General features: G+C 72.4%; 17 protein-coding genes, 1 pseudogene and 1 riboswitch. Of the genes and pseudogenes, 11 read left to right on the top strand and 7 right to left on the bottom strand.

Features of this window, described 5'->3' with window-relative positions:
• Positions 1 to 104 precede the first annotated feature (104 nt).
• Complete coding sequence (locus O1G21_RS03750; protein WP_333493422.1) at positions 105 to 1,460, bottom strand: M1 family metallopeptidase; 1,356 nt, start codon at positions 1,458 to 1,460, stop codon at positions 105 to 107.
• Positions 1,461 to 1,593: 133 nt separating this feature from the next.
• Positions 1,594 to 1,986: a cupin domain-containing protein gene (locus O1G21_RS03745; protein WP_270140703.1), complete on the bottom strand. Its 393-nt coding sequence runs from the start codon at positions 1,984 to 1,986 to the stop codon at positions 1,594 to 1,596.
• Positions 1,987 to 2,038: 52 nt separating this feature from the next.
• Between O1G21_RS03745 and O1G21_RS03740 the strand changes: the two genes are divergently transcribed.
• Positions 2,039 to 3,031: a GlxA family transcriptional regulator gene (locus tag O1G21_RS03740; protein WP_270140701.1), complete on the top strand. Its 993-nt coding sequence runs from the start codon at positions 2,039 to 2,041 to the stop codon at positions 3,029 to 3,031.
• A 229-nt stretch (positions 3,032 to 3,260) separates the two neighbouring features.
• Here O1G21_RS03740 and O1G21_RS03735 read toward each other — a convergent pair whose 3' ends face one another.
• Positions 3,261 to 4,082 carry a class I SAM-dependent methyltransferase gene (locus O1G21_RS03735; protein ID WP_270140699.1) on the bottom strand — a complete coding sequence of 274 codons (822 nt, stop codon included), beginning with the start codon at positions 4,080 to 4,082 and terminating at the stop codon, positions 3,261 to 3,263.
• Positions 4,083 to 4,156: 74 nt separating this feature from the next.
• On the opposite strand from O1G21_RS03735, the gene O1G21_RS03730 reads away from it, so the two are divergent.
• On the top strand, positions 4,157 to 4,759 hold the full coding sequence (locus tag O1G21_RS03730; protein WP_270140697.1) for a TetR/AcrR family transcriptional regulator: 603 nt from the start codon (positions 4,157 to 4,159) through the stop codon (positions 4,757 to 4,759).
• 97 nt (positions 4,760 to 4,856) lie between these two features.
• Positions 4,857 to 4,999, top strand: a riboswitch (SAM riboswitch).
• A 209-nt stretch (positions 5,000 to 5,208) separates the two neighbouring features.
• The gene (locus tag O1G21_RS03725) at positions 5,209 to 5,922 is read left to right on the top strand and encodes an IclR family transcriptional regulator (protein ID WP_270150761.1); all 714 of its coding nucleotides are present in this window, start codon (positions 5,209 to 5,211) and stop codon (positions 5,920 to 5,922) included.
• A 17-nt stretch (positions 5,923 to 5,939) separates the two neighbouring features.
• Here O1G21_RS03725 and O1G21_RS03720 read toward each other — a convergent pair whose 3' ends face one another.
• Complete coding sequence (locus tag O1G21_RS03720; RefSeq protein WP_270151496.1) at positions 5,940 to 6,191, bottom strand: hypothetical protein; 252 nt, start codon at positions 6,189 to 6,191, stop codon at positions 5,940 to 5,942.
• Here O1G21_RS03720 and O1G21_RS03715 point away from each other — a divergent pair.
• Positions 6,076 to 6,342 (top strand): annotated as a pseudogene (locus tag O1G21_RS03715) (zinc ribbon domain-containing protein); the annotation flags it as partial. The gene O1G21_RS03720 and the pseudogene O1G21_RS03715 overlap by 116 nt on opposite strands.
• A gap of 224 nt (positions 6,343 to 6,566) precedes the next feature.
• Here the strand turns inward: O1G21_RS03715 and O1G21_RS03710 are convergent.
• Together O1G21_RS03710 and O1G21_RS03705 are read right to left on the bottom strand one after the other, a co-directional pair.
• Positions 6,567 to 8,183, bottom strand: coding sequence for a sialidase family protein (locus tag O1G21_RS03710; protein ID WP_270140696.1), 1,617 nt, complete (start codon positions 8,181 to 8,183; stop codon positions 6,567 to 6,569).
• Positions 8,184 to 8,593: 410 nt separating this feature from the next.
• The gene (locus O1G21_RS03705) at positions 8,594 to 9,343 is read right to left on the bottom strand and encodes a FadR/GntR family transcriptional regulator (RefSeq protein WP_270140694.1); all 750 of its coding nucleotides are present in this window, start codon (positions 9,341 to 9,343) and stop codon (positions 8,594 to 8,596) included.
• Positions 9,344 to 9,558: 215 nt separating this feature from the next.
• Here O1G21_RS03705 and O1G21_RS03700 point away from each other — a divergent pair, with 215 nt between their 5' ends.
• The 5 genes from O1G21_RS03700 to O1G21_RS03680 are packed head-to-tail and all read left to right on the top strand — an operon-like array spanning position 9,559 to position 15,332.
• Complete coding sequence (locus O1G21_RS03700; protein WP_405000586.1) at positions 9,559 to 11,124, top strand: amino acid permease; 1,566 nt, start codon at positions 9,559 to 9,561, stop codon at positions 11,122 to 11,124.
• Positions 11,121 to 12,479 (top strand): glutamine synthetase family protein, encoded by a 1,359-nt coding sequence (locus O1G21_RS03695; protein WP_270140692.1) that lies wholly within the window; start codon positions 11,121 to 11,123, stop codon positions 12,477 to 12,479. Before O1G21_RS03700 ends, O1G21_RS03695 begins: the two co-directional genes overlap by 4 nt.
• Positions 12,476 to 13,189 (top strand): gamma-glutamyl-gamma-aminobutyrate hydrolase family protein, encoded by a 714-nt coding sequence (locus O1G21_RS03690; protein ID WP_270140690.1) that lies wholly within the window; start codon positions 12,476 to 12,478, stop codon positions 13,187 to 13,189. Before O1G21_RS03695 ends, O1G21_RS03690 begins: the two co-directional genes overlap by 4 nt.
• Positions 13,186 to 14,559 (top strand): aldehyde dehydrogenase family protein, encoded by a 1,374-nt coding sequence (locus O1G21_RS03685; protein WP_270140689.1) that lies wholly within the window; start codon positions 13,186 to 13,188, stop codon positions 14,557 to 14,559. The genes O1G21_RS03690 and O1G21_RS03685 overlap by 4 nt, the downstream gene beginning before the upstream one ends.
• A gap of 5 nt (positions 14,560 to 14,564) precedes the next feature.
• Positions 14,565 to 15,332: a 3-oxoacyl-ACP reductase gene (locus O1G21_RS03680; protein ID WP_270140687.1), complete on the top strand. Its 768-nt coding sequence runs from the start codon at positions 14,565 to 14,567 to the stop codon at positions 15,330 to 15,332.
• A 170-nt stretch (positions 15,333 to 15,502) separates the two neighbouring features.
• Here the strand turns inward: O1G21_RS03680 and O1G21_RS03675 are convergent, their stop codons facing one another.
• Positions 15,503 to 15,802, bottom strand: a complete 300-nt coding sequence (locus tag O1G21_RS03675; RefSeq protein ID WP_405000585.1) for a saccharopine dehydrogenase family protein — start codon at positions 15,800 to 15,802, stop codon at positions 15,503 to 15,505.
• Between the two features lie 374 nt (positions 15,803 to 16,176).
• On the opposite strand from O1G21_RS03675, the gene O1G21_RS03665 reads away from it, so the two are divergent.
• Positions 16,177 to 17,472: an esterase/lipase family protein gene (locus O1G21_RS03665; protein WP_270140686.1), complete on the top strand. Its 1,296-nt coding sequence runs from the start codon at positions 16,177 to 16,179 to the stop codon at positions 17,470 to 17,472.
• 11 nt (positions 17,473 to 17,483) lie between these two features.
• On the top strand, positions 17,484 to 18,512 hold the full coding sequence (locus tag O1G21_RS03660) for an alpha/beta fold hydrolase (protein ID WP_270140685.1): 1,029 nt from the start codon (positions 17,484 to 17,486) through the stop codon (positions 18,510 to 18,512).
• Positions 18,513 to 18,578: the final 66 nt, after the last annotated feature.

Below are 18,578 nucleotides of genomic sequence, written 5' to 3'. Positions count from 1 at the left end.
GGCCACGTCGGGCCACGTCGGGCCACGTCGGGCCACGTCGGGCCACGTCGGGCCACGTCGGGCCACGTTGGGCCACGTCGGGCCCCGTCGGACTCCTGGGCGACTCAGTCGATGCGGTGCTCGCGCCAGAAGGGGGTGAGGTCGACGGAGGTCGCGGCCTGGGCGGCGGCCTTGAACTCGGCGGTGGTGGAGACGCCGTACCAGTGCGCGCGGGCGTAGTCGCGCAGCAGGGAAGCCATCGTGTCCGCGCCGATCAGGCGGCGCAGTTCGTGCAGGGCGCAGGAGCCGCGGTCGTAGACGACCGGCACGTAGCGGTCCGGGTGGGTGTCCCAGTAGCTCATCGGGTTGGTGAGGCGTTCGTCCGCGGACTGCCAGGGCGTCCGGGCGGTGCAGCCCTCGCCGGTGTCTCCCATGGCGACGGCCATGGCGTACTCGGCGAAGGACTCGTCCAGCCACGGCGCGCGGTACTGGTCGTCGCCGACGATGCCGTACCACCACTGGTGCGCCAGCTCGTGGATCACGGCGGAGGGCCGGATCCGGTCCAGGACGAAGCCCGGGTACTCCATACCGGCGAAGTCGAAGCGGTTGTCGAGCACCGTGGCGAGGTCCCCGTACGGGTAGGGCCCGTAGCGGGCGGCGTGGTCATCGATGGTCCGCAGGGACAGGTCCAGCATCGCCCGGGCGTCCGCGGGGGTGATGTCGGCGACCGAGTAGACGGCGATCCGGACGCCGCCCGCGGACCGGCCCTCGATGCGGTTGAACGGCCCGGCGGCCCAGGCGAATTCACGGACCTTGCGGGCGCCGATCCGGGTGATCGTACGGCCCGGCTCGCCTGGGGTGTCCACGGCGGTGCCGGTGGCGGGGACCAGCAGGTCGGTCGGGTGGTCGAGGGTGACGGCGAAGTCGGAGCTGAGGCCGAAGAAGGACTCGCCGAGCTCGCTGTACGGGTCGAGGTGCCAGCCCGTCCCGTCGCGGACGGCGAGGACGGGCAGGGCGTTGCCGACGAAGCTGAAGGCGCCGTCGCGGCCGAAGCGGTCGATGCCGTCCGGGACGTCGACGGTGAGGTCGAACTCGACGGTGTCGGAGGCGCCTTGGGGCAGCGGGCGGGGCAGGGGGACGCGCAGGGCGGTGCAGCCGACCTCGTAGTGGTCCGGGACGTCGTTGGCGCCCTGGGCACCACCCAGGCCGGTCACCCGGACGGACGGGTGCGCGCAGCCGCCGCGGAAGTTGTCCCAGAGCCGCAGGTACACCTCGTGGAGCGGCTCGGGCGAGGTGTTGCCGAAGGTGATCCGCTCGTGGCCGCGCCAGTGCGCACCGGTGGCGTCGCTGCGCAGCTCGACGGTGTAGGCGGGCGTGCCGGGGGTGCGCGTCGGGTCGGCGGCAGCGGCGCGACCGGGCGGGGCGGCGGCCACCGTCAGGAGGACGGCGAGGGCAGTGAACAGGGGGTGGAGGCGTCGCACGCCGTGACAACGCCCCAACCACCCCGGGGACACGCAGCAGCTCCTCCGCCGGAGTGATCAGCCGCACCCTTCCGGCGCCGAAGGCCTCCTGGCGGACACCGGGGCGGCGGCTTCCACCGCCTGCGTGTCGACCTCAGTCGAGCGGGTGCCCGGTGGTCGCGTCCACGTGGTCGGGGATCTCGTCGTGGCGGTCGCCCACGGTCGGCGTCCCGGTCGGCTCGAACATCAGGATCGCGGCGCCGGACGGCGCGTACGGCTTGTGCTCCGTACCCGCGGGGACGGTGAAGACCGCCCCCTGGGGCAGCAGGACCGTGCGCTCGCCCCCGGGCTCGCGCAAGGAGATGTGCAGCTCCCCGTCGAGCACCAGGAAGAACTCGTCGGTGTCGTCGTGGGCGTGCCAGACGTGCTCGCCCTGGACCTTGGCGATCCGGACGTCGTAGTCGTTGACGCGCGTGACGATGCGGGGGCTCCACAGCGCATCGAAGGAGGCCAGAGCCTGGTGCAGGGGGATGGGGTGGTTGGTCATGGGCTCATCCTGTGTCGTTTCGTCGGGTCGATGTGAGTGCTAGGAATTGCACATGGCGAAAGAATCCTCGCACCGGGCTCATCCGGCGGGCGTCCACCGGGTCGTCGTGATCGTGGACGAGAACTCGAACCCGTTCGAGCTCGGCTGTGCTACCGAGGTCTTCGGCCTCCGCAGGCCGGAACTCGGCCGCGAGCTCTACGACTTCAGGCTCTGCTCCCCCGAGCCCCGCACCGCGATGCGCGACGGATTCTTCACGCTCACCGGAGTCGCCGGCCTGGAGGCGGCCGAAACGGCGGACACGTTGATCGTCCCCAACCGCCCCGACGTCGACGTGCCCCGCCGACCCGCCGTGCTCGACACCATCCGACGGGCGCACGCCCGCGGTGCACGCCTGATCGGCTTCTGCAGCGGCGCCTTCACCCTGGCCGAGGCCGGAGTCCTCGACGGGCGCCGGGCCACCGCCCACTGGCAGTGGGCGGATGCCTTCCGTGCCCGCTTCCCCGCCGTCCACCTCGAGTCGGACGTGCTGTTCGTGGACGACGGTGACATCCTGACCGCTGCGGGAAGCGCCGCCGCACTCGACCTCGGGCTGCACGTGGTCCGCCGCGACCACGGCGCCGAGGCCGCCAACTCGGTCAGTCGGCGACTGGTCTTCGCGGCGCACCGCGACGGCGGGCAGCGGCAGTTCGTGGAGCGTCCGATGCCCGACCTCCCCGACGAGTCCCTCGCCCCCGTCATGGCCTGGGCGCAGGAACGGCTCGACGAACCGCTGACGGTGTCCGACCTCGCGGCGCGGGCGGCGGTCAGCCCGGCGACGCTGCACCGCCGCTTCCGGGCGCAGCTGGGAACGACCCCGTTGGTGTGGCTCACGGGAGAGCGGCTCGCCCTGGCCTGCCGACTGATCGAGCGGGGCGAGTCCCGTTTCGAGGTCGTCGCGCGGCGAAGCGGGCTGGGCACGGCCGCCAACCTGCGGTCGCTCATGCGTCGCGAGACGGGCATCACCCCGTCGGCCTACAAGCGCCGGTTCGGGCGGGAGGTGAGCTGATGGCAGGGGCGTCCTCCTGGACCAGGAGTTGGAGCAGGGCGTCGGCGACTGCGGTCGGCGCGGTGCTGCGGGTGGCTCCGCCGCCGGCGAGGCGCCAGGGCGCTGACCGTACCGACCGGGGCTCGGCCGCCGCCCGCAAGGGCCGGCGCTGCGGCCCCCCAAAGGGCGAGCGCTGCGGGCGAGTTGGAGCCGCCCTCCGGAAAGCCGCGCGCCTGTTCGCGGCGACGCCTCAAGGAGTGCCGGCGCGTACGGCGGTGGTCGCCAGGGTGGTGTAGTTCATGGTGAAGCGGCCGCCCAGGGCGCCGATGGCTCGGCCGACCGCGCCCAGTGTCTCGGCCAGTTGATCGGGGCGGAGCCGGGTGAGGGCGCCGGTGGTGGGGAGCAGGTCCAGCCACTGCTCGCGGGTGTAGGGCCGCTGCCAGTCGAATCGCCACTGTTCCGGATCGTCGAACCGCCCGGTCTCGCGGATCGCGTCGGCGATCTTCGCGTAACCGGCCAGGTACGTCTCCAGCGGACGCCGGGCCGGCTGGCTGCTGAACGGGGAGTCGGGCGCGACCCGCCGGTAGGCCGCGGCGAACGCCTCGGCCACCTCGGCGGGCGGTTCGAAGACGTGCCCGAAGATCGCCAGGCGCCCGCGGGGGCGCAGCACCCTGGCCGCCTTCGGGGCGCCGACGGCCGGGTCCACCCAGTGCCACGACTGGGCGGCGATCACCGTGTCGAACCTTCGGCCGGCCGGCTCCCAGGCTTCGAAGGTCGCCACCTCGACCCGCAGGCCGTGGGCTCGCGCGGCGTCGGCCATCCGGGCGTCCGGGTCGATGCCGAGCACGGTGCAGCCGGCGGCCTGGAACTGGCGGGATGCGATGCCGGTGCCGCAGCCGACGTCGAGTACGTGGGGCCCCGGGCTTCCGGCGACGATGCGTGACACCAGGTCATCGGGGTAGCGGGGGCGGGCCTGGTCGTAGCGTTGCGCGTCCGTGCCGAACGATTCGGCGGTCTGCCGGGCCTGGTGCGGCCGCGCCGGGTCGGGGTGCTCCCGCGGTAAAGTGGGCATGCGTTCACTTTAGTGGGCAAGTGCCCACCTGCCAATGGGCGCACCGGAGTCCGTGTCACGAGAGGATCTGCGAGTTGCCGACCGGGGTGCACCTTCGCGACGCGCGCCAGCAACTGTTCGACGCAGCCGAACGCGTGCTGCTGCGGGACGGCCCGAACGGGCTGACCAGCCGGGCCGTCACCGACGAGGCAGGCTGCGCCAAAGGCGTGCTGCACCGGCACTTCACCGATTTCGACGCCTTCCTCACCGAGCTCGTGCTCGACCGGGCCGCACGGCTCGAGGCGCAGGCGCGGGCGCTGCGCGAGACCGTCGGCGCCGGCACCGTGGCCGACAACCTCACCGGCGCGCTGATCACCCTGTTCGGACCGGTCCCGGTGGCGATCATCCCGCTCATCACCTTCCGGGACGAGCTGCGCGCCCGGCTGCGGCAGGCCACCCCCGGTGGCGGCATCGCGGTCCTCGCCCAGGTCGCGACGGCGGTCTCCGCCTACCTGACGGACGAACGGGCCCTGGGCCGCATCGCAGCCGATGCCGACATCGACTCGCTCACCCTCTCCCTGGTCGGAGGCGGGCACCTGCTGTTCGCGGACCGCGATCCGGACCCGCCGACGGAGGCGACCGTCAACAAGCTGGTGACCACGGTGCTCGCCGACGTCGTGCAACGGCGGCCTCGCTGAAACCGACGGGCCGCCCGCGACGGCGCTGATCGCCGCCGGGTGTGCGGGTGGGGAAAGGTTTGGCGGGGCGCCCGGGGAATCTTGTATGGTTCGTCGCGAATCATCCAGAGGGGTGGAGGGACCGGCCCTACGAAGCCCCGGCAACTCCCCGGTCGAACCGGCGTCCGAAGTACGCGCCGTGCCGCCCGGGATCAGTGCCAACTCCGGCCTGTCGCCAACGTGGCGCGGGAAAGATGAGGAGACACGGTGCTCTCTGTGCTGTCCTTCGCCCGGGCGCTTCCCGCCCCGGCCCTTTCGCGTACCCGTCTCGTGTCCGGCGCAGGCAACCGGCTGCATTCGCAGGCCTGTCCTCGCTGACCACCCCGCTCCCCACCTCACCGGAGCGTCCGTGAGCCGAACCCACCCACGGCACACGGGATTCGAGACTGGAGTACCCGTCCATGGAGAACCTGGAGAACACGAGCGGCGTCGGCGTGCTCGACAAGATCACCTCGATCCTCGGCACCCTGGAGGCCGGTCCGGCCACCCTGGCCGGACTCGTGGACGCCACCGGCCTGGCGCGGCCGACCGCCCACCGGATCGCCGTCGCGCTGGAGCACCACCGCTTGCTCGGCCGGGACCTGCAGGGCCGGTTCGTCCTCGGCCCGCGACTCGCCGAGCTCTCGGCCGCCGCCGGTGAGGACCGCCTGCTGACCGCGGCCGGCTCGGTCCTCACCCACCTGCGCGACGTCACCGGCGAGACCGCCCAGCTCTACCGCCGGCAGGGCGAGGTGCGGATCTGCGTGGCGGCGGTCGAGCGCCTCTTCGGCCTGCGCGACACCGTTCCGGTCGGCCTCGCCCTTCCGATGAAGGTCGGATCCGCGGCCCAGGTCCTGCTCGCCTGGGAGGAGCCGGAGCGCCTCCACCGCGGTCTGCAGGGCGCCCGCTTCACCGCCACCGCGCTCAGCGGGGTACGGCGCCGCGGCTGGGCCCAGTCGATCGGCGAACGCGAGCCGGGGGTGGCCTCCGTCTCGGCACCCGTCCGCGGGCCGTCCAACCGGGTGGTGGCGGCCGTGTCCGTCTCCGGCCCGATCGAACGGCTCACCCGCCACCCCGGCACCCACCTCTCCAAGGCCGTCATCGAGGCGGCCGCCCGCCTCACCGAGGCCCTGCACCGCCCCTGACCCGGCCGCGGTGCCGCCTACTGCGCGGCCTTGTCGACGAGGGCGGCGAACCGCGCCAGCGGGTCCCCGGCGAACGGGCGCAGCGCGGGGGGCGAGGAAGCGCGGGCCGCGGAACCGCAGGCCGCCGAGGAAGGCGAAGCGGGTGGTGCCGTCGCCCGGCACGGCGGCACCCTGGTCAAGGTCCCCGCCCCCGGCACCTCCCGGCGCTGCTCCGTGTGCGGCTTCACCACGCCCGGCAGCAGGAAGTCCCAGGCCGTGTTCGTGTGCAAGAACCCGGACTGCGGCTGGTCGGGCGACGCCGACCACAACGCGGCCCGGAACGTCTTGCACCTGTACCGGATGGGCCTCGCGCTCATCCCGGCTGCCGGAAGGGCAGTCGTCAGGCGCGCGAAGCGCGTCAAGTCCGCTACGGCAAGGTAAGCAGGAATCTCCCGGCTTCAGCCGGGAGAGCACTTCAATGGCTCAACCTGCTGCTGCACACCCCGCTCTGCCTGCTGCTCGGCCGGGCGGCCTGGCAGGTCGCCGCCTCGGCGACGGCGGCGGCGGTGGACGGGACGGTGCGGGCCTGAGCCTCCGGAACCCGAACGGTGTCCCGCGGCTCGCCTTCGAGAGCCGCAGGACGCCGTCCGTCCATTCGCAGGGTGTCAGCGCCGCAGGTGCTGGACGGCGCGCGGGCCGGTGACGGGCGCTGCGGCGTGCGCGGCCTGTGCGCCGGGCGCGCCGGCGGCGGGGCTGCGAAGGGTGCCGGGCTGGAAGCGGCCGCTGTACACGTCGGTGGAGTTCAGCGGGTCGGCGCTGTTGGCGGTCACCATGACCGGGCGGATCTGGTGGCCGTCGTTGATCAGCGCCTGGTAGTCGCCGAGGAAGTGGCCGCCGGCGAAGGGCGCCTGCAGCCAGTCGAAGACCGGCGAGACCTGCCGTTCGATCGGGCTGTCCTCGCCGCCGCGCGGGAAGCTGAGCAGCCAGGCGGCGGTGGGTAGCGTGGTGGTGTTGCCGGGGGTGAGGTAGCGCAGGTCGTAGTAGCTGACGGCGACGGTGCCGTTGGCGGTCACGATGATGGACGGGGTGAACGCCGGGGCGCCCGGGGCCTGGCTGATCCGGGTCGGACCGCTCCAGGTCTGGCCGCCGTCCGTTGAGTGCACCAGCTGGATCGCGTCGTACTGGCCGCCGGTGAACTCCGAACCCTCGTAGGCGAGGTAGAGCTCGCCGGTCTGCGGGTCGACGGCCACGCTCGGCAGACCGCCGCCGGCCCGGAGGGACTTGGTGGCGTCGGCGGGCGCGTTCGGGTCGACCTCGGGGACGGAGGTGTCGGTGGCGACTCGGACCGGTTGGCTCCAGGTCTCGCCCTGGTCGGTGGAGCTGACCATGCCGAAGTGCACGTCGCTGACCGTGGTGGCGGTGCCGTCGGTGAAGGTGATCCAGTCGAAGAAGTCGTACAGCGTGTCGGTCCGCGGGTCGACCACGATCTGGTTGCCGATGGTCTGGGTGTTCGCAGTCGTGCTCGTGATGACGAAGGGCTTCGCCGGGGTCCAAGTGCGGCCGTGGTCACGGGTGATGGAGATGTAGCCCGGTCCGTCGAAGTAGGGGGTCGGGCCGGTGACTTGGTCCACCCGGTCCCAGACCTGGTAGGCGACGCCCGGGTGCACCGGGTCGGCGGTGACGGCGTTCTTGTCGTCGGTGATCGCCGGGTCGTTGTCGCTGATCAGCTCGGTGACGTGCTGCCAGCTGCGGCCGCCGTCGGTCGAGGTGGCGGCGGCCACCGCGCTGCGCGCCGTGGTGGCGTCGAAGACCAGGGCGCTGGCGTAGGCGGCGCCGTCCGGACCGAAGCTCACCCAGCCGTCGGAGGCCCGCTGGTAGGCCAGCCCGCCGGGTGCGCAGTGGGTGAACGGCAGGGCCGTCTGGGTGAAGTGCGAGCCGTCCGTGGTGTAGCTCGAACTCAGGCCCCGGGCGCCGCCGTTGGACCAGCGATCCTGCTGGTAGATGGTGATCGTGTTGGCCGGGTCGAGCGGATTGGCGGCGGCGAACGGTTCGTCCTCCGCGGACGGGTGGTTGGTGCCGGGGCCGTCCGCGGCGAGGTTGCAGGCGGCGTACGGATCGCCGGGCGAGATCAGGGCGAGCGGCGGGCGGGCCGTGCTGGTACTACCCGTACTCGCGCTACTCGTGCTGCCCGTACTCGCACCGGCCGCGGTGCTGCCCGCGACGGAGGCGAGGACGAGCGCTGCGGTCGCGGTGGCGAGAGATGCTCTGGTGCGGAACTGCATGGATACCCCCATGGTCGGCGGCGGCGGAGTGCCTGGTGTCCTGGGTGGTGCTGTGCTGTTCCGGTACCGAACTGGAGTTGATGTTCGGTCGGCCGCGCGAGTCTATCCAGACACGCCTCCCGCCAGTAGTAGCCGGTCGGGATGCGGAAGTCGGCGACGCCGTCGAGGGCGGCTTCCCGCGGACCGTGGTCGTCGATGACCCGCAGCGGGCCGTCGGGCGGGCGGACGGTCTGGCCGGGCTCGAGCAGGCCGAGGCGTCGGAGCAACGACGCCCGAGCCGAACAGCTCCTCATCGTCTATAGCTGCGCCACCACTCACTCGGACCAGGAGTTCGTCCGGCCGGGCCGGGCCGGACGGGAGCGGGGACTGCTCCCCAGGTGCCGACGACTTGAGCCGGCCACGGCGGAACCTCAGGCCAGGAAGCCCCGCAGCAGTGCGGCCGTAGCGGCGAGGTGTTCCTCGGTGGCGCGTCGGGCGGCGTCACCGTCGCCGGCGAGGATCGCCCGGGCCATCGCCCGGTGCTGCTCGGCGGCGTGCTCGATGTTGCGGTCCAGCATGGGGATGGCGTTGAGCAGGTCGTTGAGGCGCATCCTGGCCTCGGCGATGGCCGCGGCCAGGGTGGGGGAGCCGGTGAGCTCGCCGATGGCGAGGTGGAAGCGCGAGTCCAGCTGGCGGTACTGCTCCGGCGGGGCTTCCTCCAGATCGGTCAGGCGGCTCTCCAGGTGGGCCCGCTGGTCGGGGGAGAGGGGGCGACGGGCGGCCGCCTCGGCGGCGCCGACCTCCAGCACTTGGCGGTAGGTCAGCGCGTCCTCCAGCGCGCCGCCGAGGTCGCGGGCCGCGCGGCGCAGGTCGGCGACGTCCGGCTCGGGCAGCCGATAGGTGACGAAGGTGCCGCCGTAGCGGCCCCGGCGGGGTTCGACGCAGCCGGCCTGCTGCAGCGTGCGGAGCGCCTCGCGCAGGGTCTCCCGGCTGACGCCGAGCCGGGCGGCGAGATCCCGTTCGGCGGGCAGTCGGTCGCCGAGGTCGAAGACGCCGAGCTTGATCGCCTGGAGCAGCCTTTCGACGGTCTCCTCGAAGGCGTTGCCGGTCCGGACCGGGCGGAAGATCGCCCCGGCCTGCCAGTCGAGCCGCGCCTGCTCACGTGTTTCGTCCACGTCCACGCCGGAATCGTACCTATGAACGGGTTCCCCGGACTCGTTCCCCCCTCGCTCTTGACGCGGCCCCGATCCAGCCGGAACGATGCTGCTCACCCACCCCAATGGACTGATTCCAGGCCATTGAAGAGCCGTCCGACCGTCGAACTCGTCGGGGCGACCGCGCCACGCCGTCGTGGCCGTGTGCTCCCCGGCACACCCTCAACCCCCAGGGGTGCCCCATGACCGACGCACGCTCGCCCGACCACCCTGCCCCCGAGGTGTTTCCGGAGAACACCGCCCCCGTTTCCGCCGACGAACAGCGGCTCCGCGAGCTGGGCTACACCCAGGAACTGGCCCGCTCGATGTCGGGCTTCTCCAACTTCGCCGTCTCCTTCTCCATCGTCTCCATCCTCTCCGGCTGCCTGACCCTGTACGGCACGGGGATGAAGACCGGCGGCCCCGCGCTGATCGTCTGGGGCTGGCCCGTGGTCGGCCTGCTCACGCTCTGCGTCGGGCTGGCGATGGCCGAGATCTGTTCCAGCTACCCGACGGCCGGCGGGCTCTACTACTGGTCCGCCAAACTGACCCGGAGCCGCGGCCCGGCCTGGAGCTGGTTCACCGGCTGGTTCAACTTCCTCGGTCAGGTCGCGGTGACCGCCAGCGTCGACTACGGCGCCGCCTTCTTCACCAACGCCTTCCTCACACTCCGCTTCGGCGTCGCGGCCACCCCCGCGCACACCATGGAGATCTTCGCCGTCATCCTGCTGGTGCACGGCCTGCTCAACACCTTCGGGGTGCGCCTGGTCGCGGTCCTCAACAGCGTGTCCGTGTGGTGGCACCTGGTCGGCGTCGCGATCATCGTCGGCGCGCTCGCGTTCCTCCCCGAGCGGCACGCCTCCGTCACCTTCGTCCTCACCGAGTTCGTCAACCAGACCGGCTTTCACAACCAGTTCTACGTCGCGATGCTCGGCCTGCTGATGGCCCAGTACACCCTCACCGGCTACGACGCCTCCGCGCACATGACCGAGGAGACCCACGACGCCGCCCGCTCCGGCCCGCGCGGCATCGTCAACGCCATCACCGTCTCCCTGGTGGCGGGCTGGATCCTGCTGCTCGGCATCACCTTCGCGATCCGCGACTACGACGGCGCGCTCAACAGCGACACCCAGGTCCCGCCCGCGCAGATCTTCATCGACGCGATCGGTTCCGGCGGCGCACAGTTCCTGCTGCTCATCGTCATCGGCGCCCAGTTCTTCTGCGGCATGGCCTCCGTCACCGCCAACTCCCGTATGATCTACGCCTTCTCGCGCGACGGCGCGCTGCCCGGCTCCCGACTGTGGCACCGCATCTCCCCGCGCACCCAGACCCCGACCAACGCGGTCTGGCTTGCGACGGGCGGCGCGTTGCTGCTCGGGCTGCCCGCGCTCTGGAACGACACCGCCTACACCGCCGTGACCTCGATCTCCGTCATCGGCCTCTACATCTCCTACGTCATCCCGGTGTACCTGCGGCTGCGCCAGGGCGAGGACTTCCCGCGCGGCCCCTGGCACCTGGGCCGATGGAGCCGGCTGATCGGCACCGTCGCGGTCGGCTGGACCGCGGTGATCACGGTCCTGTTCATGCTTCCCACCGCCAGCCCGATCACCGCCGAGAGCTTCAACTACACCCCCGTCGCCGTGGCCGTCGTGGTCGGCTTCGCCGGCGTGTGGTGGCTGGCCTCCGCCCGGCACTGGTTCACCGGGCCCCACGTCAGCGCCGCGCCGCCCGCCCCCGACGCCCCGGCCACCGAACTGGAGACCCGATGACCACCCTCCGGCTCACCCTCGACGAGCTGCGCACCCGCGTCGCCGACGGGTCCGTCGACACCGTCGTGCTCGCCATGACCGACATGCAGGGACGCCTCCAGGGCAAACGCGTCGCCGCCGAGTACTTCCTCGACGACGTCGTGCCCGGCGCCGCGGAAGGCTGCGGCTACCTGCTGGCCGTCGACGTCGACATGAACACCGTCGACGGGTACGAGATCTCCTCCTGGGAGAACGGCTACGGCGACCTGACGCTGCGCCCCGACCTCGCCACCCTGCGGGTCGTCCCCTGGCACCCCGCCACCGTCATGGTGCAGTGCGACGTCACCCACCACGACGGCAGCCCGGTCGCCGTCTCCCCGCGTCAGGTCCTCCAACGCCAGCTGGAGCGGCTGGCCGGTCACGGCTGGCAGGCCCAGGCCGCCACCGAGCTGGAGTTCATCGTCTTCCGGGACACCTACGAACAGGCCTGGGACAAGGACTACACCCGGCTCACCCCGGCCAACCAGTACAACGTCGACTACTCCATCCTCGGCACCGGCCGGATCGAGCCACTCCTGCGCCGCCTGCGCAACGGCATGGCCGGCGCCGGCCTCACCGTCGAGTCCGCCAAGGGCGAGTGCAACCTCGGCCAGCACGAGATCGCCTTCAAGTACGCCGACGCCCTCACCACCTGCGACAACCACGCCGTCTACAAGACCGGCGCCAAGGAGATCGCCGCCCAGGAGGGCTGCAGCCTCACGTTCATGGCGAAATACGACGAACGCGAGGGCAACTCCTGCCACATCCACCTGAGCCTGCGCGACGAGCAGGGCGCCCCGGTGTTCGCCGGTGACCGTCCGCACGGCTTCTCCCGCACCATGGAGCACTTCCTCGCCGGACAGCTCGCCTGCCTGGCCGACTTCGCCCTGCTGCTCGCACCCACCGTCAACTCCTACAAGCGCTACGTACCCGGCAGCTTCGCACCCACCGCCATCGCCTGGGGCCGCGACAACCGCACCTGCGCCCTGCGCGTGGTCGGTCACGGCCCCTCGCTGCGCTTCGAGAACCGCGTCCCCGGCGGCGACGTCAACCCCTACCTCGCGGTCGCCGCCCTGATCGCGGCCGGACTCCACGGCGTCGAGCAACAGCTCGAACTCGAACCGGAGTTCACCGGCAACGCCTACGCCTCCGACGCGCCCCGGGTGCCCGCCACCCTGCGCGACGCGGTCGACGCCTTCGAGCGCAGCGCAGTCGCCACCGAGGCCTTCGGCAAGGACGTCGTCCGGCACTACACCCACGCCGGACGCACCGAACTCGCCTGCTACGAACGGGCGGTGACCGACTGGGAGCGGCGCCGCGGATTCGAGCGGCTGTGACGCGCGACGACCGCCGACGACCGCTGATCGGCATCACCAGCTACCAGGACGACGCCGCCTGGTCGGTCTGGAACCAGCGCGCCTCCCTCGTGCCCCAGACGTACGTCGACGCCGTCGTCCGCGCGGGCGGCACCCCGGTGTTGCTGCCGCCGCAACCCGGCGGTGCCGACCACCTGCTCGACGCCCTGGACGGACTCGTCCTCGCCGGCGGACCGGACGTCGACCCGGCCCGGTACGCGGCGGACGCCGACCCGCGCACCGGCCCGCCGCACCACGCCCGCGACGGTTGGGAGAGCATGCTCCTGCACACCGCCCTCACCCGTGACCTGCCGGTGCTCGGCGTCTGCCGCGGCATGCAGCTGCTCAACGTCGAACTCGGCGGCACCCTCCTGCAACACCTGCCCGACGGGAACCACCAGATCGTCCCCGCCCGCTACGTCCGCCACCGGGTCGGCGTGGTGGCGGGCAGCCGGCTCGCCGACGTCCTGGGGCCGACCACCGAGGTCTCCTGCTACCACCACCAGGCCGTCGACCGGCTCGGCGCCGGTCTGCAGGTCACCGCCCGCAGCGCCGACGGCACCGTCGAAGGGCTCGAACTGGCGGGCCACCGCTTCGCGTTGGGCGTCCAGTGGCACCCCGAGACAGATTCCGACGACCTGCGCCTGTTCCACGCGTTCATCACCGCCAGCCAGAGGGAGACCGCCCGATGACCGAACCGGACCTCTTCGAGGTCGTCAACCCCGCCACCGAGGAGGTGATCACCACCGTCGAACTGGCCGGCCTCGCCGAAACCGATGCCGCCGTCGCCCGCGCCCGCGCCGCCTTCGACGCCTGGCGCCGGGTGGCCCCCGCCGACCGGGCCCGGCTGCTGCGCTCCTTCGCCGCCGCCGTCGACGCCGACCGCGAGCACCTCGCCGCCCTGGAGGTCGCCAACGCCGGCCACACCATCGGCAACGCCCGCTGGGAGGCGGGCAACGCGCGTGACGTCATCGAGTACTACGCCGCCGCGCCGGAGCGGCTGTTCGGCCGACAGATCCCGGTGTCCGGCGGCATCGACCTCACCTTCCAGGAACCGATCGGCGTGGTCGGGGTCATCGTGCCGTGGAACTTCCCGATGCCGATCGCCGCCTGGGCCCTGGCCCCGGCGCTGGCCGCCGGCAACACCGTCATCGTCAAACCGGCCGAACTCACCCCACTCACCGCCCTGCGCCTCGGCGAACTCGCCCTCCAGGCCGGGATCCCGGAAGGCGTGCTGCAGATCCTGCCCGGCCGCGGCCCGGTCGTCGGACAGCGCTTCGTCACCCACCCCGACGTGCGCAAGGTGGTGTTCACCGGGTCGACCCGGGTCGGCAAGGAGATCATGGCGGGCTGCGCCGCCCGGGTGAAGCCCGTCACCCTCGAACTCGGCGGAAAGAGCGCCAACATCGTCTTCGCCGACGCCGACCTCGCCAAGGCCGCCGCCACGGCCCCCTACGCGGTCTTCGACAACGCAGGCCAGGACTGCTGCGCCCGCTCCCGGATCCTGGTCGAGGCCTCCGCCTTCGACGACTTCATGGCGCTCCTGGAGCCGGCCGTCCGCGGCGTGCGGGTCGGCGACCCGACCGACGAGAAGACCGAGATGGGCCCGCTGATCTCGGCCGCCCACCGGGCGCGGGTCTCCTCCTACGTCCCGGACGGGTCGGCCGTCGCCTTCCGCGGCAGCGCCCCCGACGGGCCCGGCTTCTGGTACCCGCCGACCGTGCTCGCGCCCGTGCGGCACGACGACCGCGTCTTCACCGAGGAGATCTTCGGCCCGGTCGTCGCGGTCGTCCCGTTCCGCGACGAACAGGACGCCCTGCGCATCGCCAACGCCACCGAGTACGGGCTGTCCGGCTCCATCTGGACCAGGGACGTCGGGCGTGCACTGCGGGTCTCGCGCGGCGTCGAGGCCGGCAACCTGTCCGTCAACTCGCACTCCTCGGTGCGCTACACCACGCCGTTCGGCGGCTTCAAGCAGTCCGGACTCGGCCGCGAGCTCGGCCCGGACGCCCTCGACGCCTTCACCCAGACCAAGAACGTCTTCATCTCCACGGAGGAGTGATCAGCATGACCCAGCGACTCGACGGCCGGGTGGCCGTCATCACCGGCGCGGGCAGCGGCATCGGCCTGGCGACCGCCCGCCGCTTCGCCGCCGAGGGCGCCAAGGTGGTGTGCGTCGACCTCGACGCCGAGACCGGCGCCAAGGCCGCGAACGAGGTCGACGGCCTGTTCATCCAGGCCGACGTCACCGACGAGGCCGCGGTGCGTGACCTCTTCCAGCGGGTCGTCGACGAGTACGGGCGGCTCGACATCGCCTTCAACAACGCGGGCATCTCCCCGCCGGACGACGACTCCATCCTCACCACCGGCCTGGAGGCCTGGAAGCGGGTCCAGGAGGTCAATCTGACCAGCGTCTACCTGTGCTGCAAGTACGCGATCCCGCACATGCAGCGCCAGGGCAAGGGCTCGATCATCAACACCGCCTCGTTCGTCGCCGTGATGGGCGCGGCCACGTCGCAGATCTCCTACAGCGCCTCCAAGGGCGGAGTGCTGGCCATGTCCCGCGAGCTGGGCGTGCAGTTCGCCCGCGAGGGCATCCGGGTCAACGCGCTCTGCCCCGGCCCGGTGAACACCCCGCTGCTGCAGGAACTGTTCGCCAAGGACCCGGAGCGGGCCGCCCGTCGACTGGTCCACATCCCGCTCGGCCGCTTCGCCGAGCCCGAGGAGATCGCCGCAGCGGTGGCCTTCCTCGCCTCGGACGACTCGTCCTTCATGACCGCCAACACCTTCCTCGTCGACGGCGGCATCTCCGGCGCCTACGTGACGCCGCAGTAGCGGCGTCCTCCCCCCGGAGGGCACCGACGGCTCGTCCCCCTCGTGACAGGGGCGGGCGAGCCGTCGGTGGTGCGGTGCTGACACGCCGACCGCATGCGGACGGCAGGTCGTCGTACGCCAGGCACAGCGCCGACCCGGCCGGCATCTTCGCGGTCTCCTGGTAGCCGGGGTCACCCCCGGACACTTCGGTGAGGGCGCCCACCACCCGCCCGCGCCACGAACCGGACGACGAACCAGGACCGCGCCCGCTGCTCCGCGCTCGGCCCGTCACCGGGCTTGCGCAGCCTCCCCAGGGCCCGGCGCAGCAGTGGCAGTCGGGCGGCGAAGGCGAGCCCCGCCACCGCTGCGACACCGCCGAGGGCGATCGGCAGCCGTCGCACTACCGCGTAGTGGGTGTAGCCGAGGTCCGGGCCGTACGCGTCCAGGGCGGCGGCGGAGCGGGACACCACCTGCGGGTCGATCGAGGGCAACGGCAGCGCCCAGGCCCGGGCCGCCCGCGACCGGTGCGGCCGGCCGACCGGGGTGCGCCCGTGCGCCCGGTGCGTGGCGCGTTCGTACCCAGTGCGCGATGACGTTGACGGGTTCTTGGGCGCCCTGCTGTTTCAGGGCGAGGGCGGTTGAGGTGCTGACGTGGCTCGGCGGCTTCCGCCGACTGCACCGCCGCTACGAACGCGAGGCCGACCACTTCGCCGCGATCGCCGGCATCGCCGCAGCCCTCCGGAGTGGACCAGGTGGCGGACGCCCACATCGTGATGACCGAGGTATGTGTCACAACCATAGGGACGGCACCCCGGCATCCGTACCGTGTCGCGCAGTCGATCCGGGCGTGGAGGAGTGAACGCGTATGCGGAGGAACGGACGTCGTGGGCGAAGAGGCCTGGGCTGGATGCTCGCGGGCGTGCTGGCGCTGATCGGTGCGGTGATGGCCCCGTCGGGGACGGCCGCGGCCGCGGTGCCCGGGGCGGTGCCGTCCTACCTGACCCTGGAGGCCACCTACAGCAGCGTCGCCAACGGTTGGGACCACGTCGAGCGGTACCTCGACACCACCACCGGCTTCCGGCAGGAGCAGTACCCGCCGGACGGCCGCGGCGACCAGGACGGCCAGCGGCTCACCTTCTTCGGCGGCGTCAAGCAGCCCTTCTCCGGCCGTTTCCTGCTCTACTCCGCCCCGGGCTGGAACACCGGCGCGCACCAGGTCCCGGTGCTGCTGGTGCACGGCGCCAACGACAACCCGGACCGGGCCTGGGCCAACCCCGGCGAGTCCGGCGGCTACGGCTGCGGCGCCGCCTCCTGCCCGAACACGGGACTGATGCAGTACCTGGCAGGTCGCGGCTACCGGGTCTTCGCGATCGGCTTCGCCCACAAGCAGGGCGACAACCTGATGCAGGCCCAGGAGGTCGGCGACGCCGTCGCGCTGATCCGCGCCAAGCTCGGCGTCCCGCAGGTGGACGTGGTGGGCTGGAGCAAGGGCGAGATGTCCACGCGGGCCTACGTCTCCTCGGTCAAGCCCGCCTGGGGCCGCCCGGCCGCGGGTGACGTGCGCAAGCTGATCACCCTCGGTGGTCCGAACGGCGGCTACGACTACCCGTTCGCGCACGGCTGGGCGCACGACTTCTCGATCTGGCCGCAGTGCGGCGGTGCCGTCAACGCCCCCTCCCCGCACCTGCACATGACCTGCTACGGCACCTACATCGCGCACCCGGAGTTCTCCTTCACCCCCACGAGCGGCTACGACGACTACCCCGGGCAGCGGCAGATGCTGGCCCGCTGGGACTCGGTCTTCGGCGTCGACCAGACCCAGCAGGACTGGTACACCACCTACTACGGCGGGCAGGGCTTCTACACCGACGGTGGCGGCATCCAGGCCGCGATCGACGCCGGCTCGCTGATCGCCCCGCTGCGCCAGGCCGGGGTGCCCGCCTCGGTGACGGCCTACCTCCTGGCCGGCGGCACGCCCAACGTCCTGGGGATCTTCAACGAGGACCGCGGGCCCAGCGACGGAGTGGTCTTCGTGGCCAGCGCACTGGACACCTCCGGCTTCGCCACCGTCGGCGGCACGGCGCTGATCGCCTCCGCCAATCACCTGGAACTCGGCTGGGACGGCGCGGCGAGCGCGCAGGTCACCGGCTGGCTGAACTGAGGACCCGTCCGATGATCACCGATCGACCGATCGCCACCGACCGACTCACCGTCAACCACGCCGAGATCGAGGGCCGCACCGGCGAACCCGTGGTCCTGGTGCACGGCAACGTCTCCTCCAGCGTCTTCTGGCACTCCACCATGACCGCGCTGCCCGCCCGCTACCGCCCGCTGGCACCCGACCTGCGCGGCTTCGGCGGCACCGAGCCCCTGCCGGTGGACGCCACCCGCGGCCTGCGCGACCACAGCGAGGACCTGCTCTCCTACCTCCGGGCGCTGGCCCTCGGCCCGGTCCACCTGGTCGGCTGGAGCATGGGCGGCGGCGTGGCGCTGCAACTGCTGCGCGACCACCCGGAACTGGTCCGCTCACTCACCCTGGTCAACCCGGTCTCCCCGTACGGCTTCGGCGGCACCCACGGGCCGGACGGGCGGCTCAACTCGCCCGACGGCGCGGGCTCCGGCGCCGGCGGTGCGGCCCCCGAATTCGTCCGGCTACTGGGCGAGGGCGAGGCGGGCGCCGGGTCACCGTTCGCGCCGCGCTCGGTACTGGACACCGCCTACGTCAGCGAACCGCTGGCAGAACCGAACCCCTACGTGGCCGCGATGCTGACCACCCGGACCGGGGTCGACCACTACCCGGGAGACAGCCGTCCCAGCGACGCCTGGCCGGGGTTCGCGCCCGGCGACCGCGGGGTGCTCAACTCGCTGGCACCGACCCACTTCCGGATCGACGACCTGGAACTGGTCGAGCCGAAGCCGCCCGTCCTGTGGATCCGCGGGTCCGCCGACGTGATCGTCTCCGACACCTCGCTCTTCGACCTCGCCCACCTGGGCGCGATCGGTGCGGTTCCCGGGTGGCCCGGCGCGGACGCGTGCCCGGCGCAGCCGATGGTGGCACAGACCCGTTCCGCACTCGACCGCTACGCCGCGGCGGGCGGGCGGGTGCGCGAGGTGGTGGTCGAAGGGGCCGGGCACAGCGTGCAGTTGGAACGGCCGGAGGAGTTCCTGGCGGCTCTGGTGGAGGCGTTGGACGGGGCGTGACAGCACGGCCGGGCGGGACTCCGCGACTGCCGGCGCGGACCGCGGCCCCGGAACGGCCCTCGGCGG

Origin of the sequence: Kitasatospora cathayae, assembly GCF_027627435.1 — a bacterium.
Classification (GTDB): domain Bacteria; phylum Actinomycetota; class Actinomycetes; order Streptomycetales; family Streptomycetaceae; genus Kitasatospora; species Kitasatospora cathayae.
The sequence above is the reverse complement of the archived record's forward strand: the minus strand, read 5'-3'. Positions and strand labels throughout refer to the sequence as shown.